The organism is Streptomyces carminius (assembly GCF_002794255.1).
GTDB classification, from domain to species: Bacteria; Actinomycetota; Actinomycetes; order Streptomycetales; family Streptomycetaceae; genus Streptomyces; species Streptomyces carminius.
In genome coordinates, this window is the sequence record NZ_PGGW01000038.1 from 329,429 (window position 1) to 335,712 (window position 6,284).

5 protein-coding genes are annotated in these 6,284 nt (G+C 73.6%); 2 read left to right on the forward strand and 3 right to left on the reverse strand.

Annotated elements, in window-relative coordinates:
• Positions 1–115: 115 nt before the first annotated feature.
• Positions 116–1,027 carry an NAD-dependent protein deacetylase gene (locus tag CUT44_RS10450; RefSeq protein WP_100200358.1) on the reverse strand — a complete coding sequence of 304 codons (912 nt, stop codon included), beginning with the start codon at positions 1,025–1,027 and terminating at the stop codon, positions 116–118.
• A 279-nt stretch (positions 1,028–1,306) separates the two neighbouring features.
• On the opposite strand from CUT44_RS10450, the gene CUT44_RS10455 reads away from it, so the two are divergent.
• Together CUT44_RS10455 and pntB are read left to right on the forward strand one after the other, a co-directional pair.
• The gene (locus CUT44_RS10455; RefSeq protein ID WP_100200359.1) at positions 1,307–2,872 is read left to right on the forward strand and encodes a Re/Si-specific NAD(P)(+) transhydrogenase subunit alpha; all 1,566 of its coding nucleotides are present in this window, start codon (positions 1,307–1,309) and stop codon (positions 2,870–2,872) included.
• Positions 2,873–2,878: 6 nt separating this feature from the next.
• On the forward strand, positions 2,879–4,345 hold the full coding sequence (gene pntB / locus CUT44_RS10460) for a Re/Si-specific NAD(P)(+) transhydrogenase subunit beta (RefSeq protein WP_199185570.1): 1,467 nt from the start codon (positions 2,879–2,881) through the stop codon (positions 4,343–4,345).
• A gap of 339 nt (positions 4,346–4,684) precedes the next feature.
• Here the strand turns inward: pntB and CUT44_RS10465 are convergent, their stop codons facing one another.
• Together CUT44_RS10465 and CUT44_RS10470 are read right to left on the reverse strand one after the other, a co-directional pair.
• A complete protein-coding gene (locus CUT44_RS10465) occupies positions 4,685–5,530 on the reverse strand; it encodes an SCO2400 family protein (RefSeq protein ID WP_100200360.1) in 846 nt (281 codons plus the stop codon).
• Between the two features lie 292 nt (positions 5,531–5,822).
• Positions 5,823–6,284, reverse strand: a 462-nt coding sequence (locus CUT44_RS10470) for a response regulator transcription factor (RefSeq protein WP_100201659.1), incomplete at its 5' end; no start/stop codon positions are given.

A 6,284-nucleotide genomic window follows, 5' to 3' on the forward strand; every position in this document is an offset into this window, starting at 1 on the left:
CCCGGACCGGTCGGCTTCCCGTTCGTCCCGCGGTTGCTGCCGCGGACCGGAATTCCAGCGGGACAAACCGGTGCGGAGAGCCGGCGCGGTGAACCCCGGCGGTGCCCCACCACCGTCACCGTCCCACCCGGCCCGTCGCCCGGCCGTCGACGGGGATGTCCAGCCGGCCGGCCACGGTGGTGAGGGTCGCCCCCAAGGGGAGCGCGACCCGGGTGAGAGCGTGCCGGTCGCCCCGGGTCGGGTCCCGGTTGACGATCAGCACCGGCTTCCCCGCCCGGGCTGCCTGGCGGACGAACCGGAGTCCGGACATCACCGTCAGCGAGGAGCCCAGGACCAGCAAGGAGGCCGCCTGACGGACCAGCGTGCGGCAGTGCTCGACCCGCTGTGGCGGGACGGCCTCGCCGAAGAACACCACGTCCGGTTTGAGGATGCCGCCGCAGATCGTGCAGGGCACCACGCGGAAGTCCCCGACCTGTTCGTCGGTGAGGTCGGCGTCACCGTCCGGGTTGATTCCCGCGGCCACCGGCTCGAAGTCCGCATTGGCCTTTGCCAGCCGCCGGGCGAGTTCGCCGCGCGGGCTGGAGGCACCGCAGGAGAGGCAGACCACCCGGCTCAGGCTTCCGTGGAGTTCCACGACATCCTCGCTGCCGGCGGCCTGGTGCAGGCTGTCGACGTTCTGGGTGATCACACCCGAGAGCAGACCGTGCCGCCCGAACGCGGCCACGGCCAGGTGCCCGGCGTTGGGGCGGGCGCGGCCGAAGGTGCGCCAGCCCAGGTGGCTGCGCGCCCAGTACCGGCGCCGGGCCCGCGGGTCGGCGGTGAACTCCTGGTAGGTCATCGGGGTGTGCCGCCCCAGGCTCCCGCCCTCGCCCCGGTAGTCGGGGATGCCCGACTCCGTGGAGATGCCCGCTCCGCTGAGCACCAGCACGCCGCCGGTACGGAGCGCGTCGGCGACCGGCCCCGGATCCGTGGTGCCCGGCGGCAGGTCCTCGGTGGGGGTCCAGCTCAGTGTGGGACGCACGCGCATGCCGCAAGGGTACGGAACAAGCCGCGTTCAGCCGCTCCCGCCGGTCAGCGGAACGGCGGACCGTGCCGGTGCGGTGCGGTGCGGTGCGGTGCGGCGCGCTGCGGGCGGAAGCGGCGCGGCGACCGCGCGGTGAGACACAACCACGGCCGTGCCCCATCGGCCCGGGCGGCTGTGGCGGGTAGGTTCCCACGGTCCGCGTTCACGGGGAACGCACGAGCCCGATGGACACCCCCGTCGCGGACCCCTGTCAGCCGCTCCTGCGAGGAGAGAACCCGAGAGATGTCTGTACACCAGCTTGCGCACCACCCACCCCAGCGCATCGGCGTAGTGGCCGAGTCGGCTTCCGAGGAGACGCGGGTCGCGGCGACCCCGGCGACGGTACGGCTGCTGCTGGGCCTCGGCTACGAGGTCGTCGTCGCATCAGGGGCCGGCGAGGCCTCCGGTTTCGCCGACCAGGCCTACCTCGATGCCGGCGCGGAGATCGGCACGGCCTGGGACGCGGATGTCGTGTTGAAGGTGAACGCCCCCTCCGACGCGGAGATCACCCGGCTGCGTGAGGGCGCGACCGTGGTCGCCCTGCTGTCCCCGGCACAGAGACCCGGACTGCTCCGGGCGCTCGCCGACGCCGGTGTGACCGCCCTGGCGCTGGACGCGGTGCCGCGCATCTCGCGTGCGCAGTCGATGGACGTGCTGTCCTCGATGGCGAACATCGCCGGCTACCGGGCGGTCATCGAGGCCGCCCACGTCTTCGGACGGTTCTTCACCGGCCAGGTCACCGCGGCGGGTAAGGTGCCGCCGGCGAAGGTGCTGGTGGCCGGAGCGGGTGTGGCCGGTCTGGCGGCGATCGGCGCCGCCTCCAGCCTCGGCGCGATCGTGCGCGCCACCGATCCGCGGCCGGAGGTCGCCGACCAGGTGAAGTCGCTGGGCGGCGAGTACCTCCCGGTGCGCGTCGCACAGGAGGCGGGCACCGACGGCTACGCCAGGGCGACCTCCGCCGACTACGACCGTGCCGCGGCCGAGCTCTACCGCGAGCAGGCCGGGGACGTGGACGTCGTGATCACCACCGCGCTGATCCCGGGCCGGCCGGCACCGCGCCTGCTGACGGCGGGAGACGTGGCCGTCATGAAACCGGGCAGTGTCATCGTCGACATGGCCGCCGCCCAGGGCGGCAACGTCGAGGGCACCGTGCCGGGGCGCGTGGTGGTCACCGGCAACGGCGTCACCATCATCGGCCACACCGACCTCGCCTCCCGGCTGCCCGCACAGGCCTCGCAGCTGTTCGGCACCAATCTGGCGAACCTGGTCAAGCTGCTCACACCCGGCGGGGACGGGCGGCTGGCGATCGACTTCGACGACGCCGTGCAGCGGGCCGTGACCGTGGTGCGCGACGGCGAGGTCACCTGGCCGCCGCCGCCCGTCGCGGTCTCCGCCGTGCCTGCCGAGCAACCCGCGGCCGCGCCCGCCGCCCCGGAACCCGAACGGCCCGAACGGCCCGGGCCGGCGCCCGCGGGACGCTTCGGGCTGATCACGCTCGGCATGGCCGCGGTGTTCGGGCTGGTGGCCTTCGCCCCCGCGCAGCTCGCGGAGAACTTCACGGTGTTCACGCTGGCGGTGGTGATCGGCTACTACGTCATCGGAAAGGTGCACCACGCGCTGCACACGCCGCTGATGTCGGTGACCAACGCGATCTCCGGGATCGTCGTGATCGGCGCCCTGCTGCAGATCGGGCACGGCAGCCGGATCGTCACCGCGCTGTCCTTCGCGGCGATCCTGCTGACGAGCGTCAACATCTTCGGAGGCTTCGCCGTCACCCGCCGCATGCTGTCCATGTTCTCGAAAGGTTGAGCCGAGATGACCCCCATGACGGCCTCCCACGCGGCCGACCTGGTCGCCGCCCTGCTGTTCGTCCTCAGCCTGGCCGGCCTGTCCCAGCACCGCACCTCCCGTGCCGGCATCGTCTACGGCATCGCCGGCATGGCCCTCGCGCTGGCCGCCACGGTTGTGGTGGCGGCGCGCAGTATCACCGCCGGCGCGGTGGCGCTGATCGTGTCGGCCATGGCACTCGGTGCGGTGATCGGCCTGTGGCGGGCCCGCCGGGTCGAGATGACGCAGATGCCCGAACTGATCGCGATGCTGCACAGCTTCGTCGGCCTGGCCGCGGTACTGGTGGGCTGGAACAGCTACCTGGAGGTGGAGGCGCACGGCACGGCGCAGGCCCGGATCGGCGCCGGCCTGCTGGGCATCCACCGCGCCGAGGTGTCCATCGGCGTCTTCATCGGCGCGGTCACCTTCACCGGCTCGATCGTCGCGTTCCTGAAACTCTCGGCACGGATCGACTCCCGCCCGCTGGCGCTGCCGGGCAGGAACGCGCTGAACCTCGGCGCGCTCGGCGCCTTCGCCGCACTGACCGCCTGGTTCACGATCAGCCCGAGCCTGCCGCTGATGATCGCGGTGACCGTGCTCGCGCTGGCGCTGGGCTGGCACCTGGTCGCCTCGATCGGCGGCGGCGACATGCCCGTCGTCGTCTCCATGCTGAACAGCTACTCGGGCTGGGCGGCGGCCGCGGCCGGCTTCCTGCTCGACAACAACCTGCTCATCGTCACGGGCGCGCTCGTCGGCTCCTCCGGCGCCTACCTGTCCTACATCATGTGCAAGGCGATGAACCGCTCCTTCCTCTCCGTCATCGCGGGCGGTTTCGGCGTCGAGGCGCCGGCCGGTGGTGGGGAGGCGCGGGGTGAGTACCGCGAGGTGCGCGCCGCGGAGGTGGCCGGGATGCTCGCCCGGGCCCGCTCGGTGGTCATCACCCCCGGCTACGGCATGGCCGTCGCCCAGGCCCAGCATCCGGTCGCGGAGCTGGCGCGGCGGCTGCGCGAGCGGGGCGTGGAGGTCCGCTTCGGTGTCCACCCCGTCGCCGGCCGTCTGCCCGGGCACATGAACGTGCTGCTGGCCGAGGCGAAGGTGCCCTACGACATCGTCCTGGAGATGGACGAGATCAACGACGACTTCGCCGACACCTCGGTCGTGCTGGTCATCGGGGCGAACGACACCGTCAACCCGGCCGCGACGGAGGACCCGGACAGTCCGATCGCCGGCATGCCGGTGCTGCGGGTCTGGGAGGCCGGACAGGTCGTCGTCTTCAAGCGGTCCATGGCCTCCGGCTACGCGGGCGTGCAGAACCCGCTGTTCTTCCGTGAGAACAGTGCCATGCTCTTCGGCGACGCCAGGCAGAGCGCGGAGGAGATCCTGCACGCGCTGGGCACCGGCAAGCGTCACGAGGCGGCCCCGGCCGCGCGCCAGGCGACAGGCGCCGACCGGTGATCCGGCCCCGGGCTCGTCCACCGTCCCGCAGGCCGTGACCCGGATCGACGTGACGGTCCGGCCGCGCGGGCCCGGCCGGCTGCGGTGCCCGGCGATACGGGGCGCAACCGGCCGGAGCCGCGCGCTGTTCGAGGACGACTCCTTCGCCGGTCCCGAGCCGCCGGCAGTGGCGGCCCTCCGGACCACAGCGTGCCGGCCTCCGTGCGGACGGGCCCCGGCACGCGCTCACCGCCGACCGGGCGCGGTGTTCGGTGCCCTGCGTCTTGACGTCACGTTCCCGGCGGCGGGCGGTCCACAGGTGGAGGATCCTCGCCCGTGGACCGCGTGGTGCCGTGCGAATCAGCCCAGGCACAGGGCGAACAGGCAGATCTCCGCCGGTGGCGACGTCGGCCCCGGCGGGGAGGCAGACCGCGAGGCTCCCGGGGCCGCGGTGCCGTCGGCCCCGGGAGCGGACGGCTGCTCCGGGGCCGTACCGGAGCCGTCGGGAGTCGTCGCGCCGGGGGTTGATGGCACGGCTCCCGACGGAGGAGCCGTCGTGGTCGCCGGGTGCGGGGAGACCGCGGGATCCGGCATGAGGACGTCCCCCATACCCCACTGCGCACGGGGCGCCACCACCAGAGGTCCCCGGCGCGGGGTACCGGCCGTCGGTGACGGTGACGGTGCGGGGGAGACGGGGCGGGCGGGCCGGAGCGTCTCCTCCGTTGCCCGCGCCTTCGCGGTGTCCATGCCGTCGTCCGGCGCCGCCGCCTGCACCCGGCCGGTGGAGGGCCGTTCCACCGTCGCGACGGCCAGGCCGCCTCCGACGAGTGCGACGGCGGTGGCGACCACGGCCCGGCGCCGGGTCTTCTTCCACCGGGGCGGCAGGCCTCGACACACCGTAGGGCCCTGCCGGGCAGGGGGTGCTCCCCCGACGCCGCCGGATGTTCCGGGGGGAGGGCCCTCCTCCCCGCCGGCCCCGGGCAGTGCCTCCTCACGCGGCGGGCCGTCGCGCCGGGCGGCCGGCGCCGTGGCCCCCCGCGCCCCCGTCTCGCCCGACGCGTCGTCCTTCACCGCAGAGGCGGCGGGCCGGGCCGGGAGGATGCCGCTGTCGGTGATACGCGGGGCGATGTCCGGTGCGTAGGCGGCGCACCCGGGACACACCAGGGCCCCGTCGAGATGGCGGCGGCACGAGGAGCAGTAGTCCATCTGCGGTCTTCCTGGGTCGGCTTCACCGTCGGCCTGCCCGGGCCACGGCCTGGTCACGTCCGTACCTGCGTGAACGGCCAGCAAGGCTATCGGGGCGTTCGAAAAGGTACGTGCAGCGTGTGTGGCATTCCTGCGCAGATTCTCCGGGCACTTCGCGCCCGCCGTACGTGGCCGCGTGCCGGGGGCGGCTGAAAAGCGGTTCCGGACCGGGAGGGCCGGGGTCGGCTTCCCGAGCGTGTGCGCCGTCTCGGGACTCGCCCGCCCGGTGTCCGTCCGGGATGCCGGTGCGCGGTCAGGGCGTGAGCGGGGTCACCTGCACCAGCCCTGTCTGGTAGGCGATGACGACCAGTTGGGCGCGGTCGCGGGCGCCCAGCTTCGCCATCGCCCGGTAGATGTGGGTGCGTACGGTCAGCGGGCTGAGGGTGAGTGTCTCGGCGATCTCGGTGTTGGACTTGCCCTCGGCGGCCATGGCCATCGTCTCGCGTTCGCGAGCGGTGAGTTCCGACAGGTGCTGTGCGGACACGGGCTGTGCGCCGGGGGCGGGTGTCACGAGGAAGTTCGCGATGAGGGTGCGGGTCGCGGTGGGGGACAGGAGGGCCTCGCCGGAGGCCACCGTGCGCAGGCCGGCCAGCAGGGTGTCGGTGGTGACGTCCTTGCCGAGGAATCCGCTGGCGCCGGCGCGCAGCGCCTGGGCGACGTAGTCCTCGGTCTCGAACGTCGTCAGGATGAGGACGCGGGTGGCGGACAGCTCCGG

Coding starts and splice junctions, on each gene's coding strand:
- CUT44_RS10450 (WP_100200358.1), bottom strand. CDS start 1,027: ATGCGCGTGCGTCCCACACTGAGCTGGACCCCCACCGAGGACCTGCCG.
- CUT44_RS10455 (WP_100200359.1), top strand. CDS start 1,307: ATGTCTGTACACCAGCTTGCGCACCACCCACCCCAGCGCATCGGCGTA.
- pntB (WP_199185570.1), top strand. CDS start 2,879: ATGACCCCCATGACGGCCTCCCACGCGGCCGACCTGGTCGCCGCCCTG.
- CUT44_RS10465 (WP_100200360.1), bottom strand. CDS start 5,530: ATGGACTACTGCTCCTCGTGCCGCCGCCATCTCGACGGGGCCCTGGTG.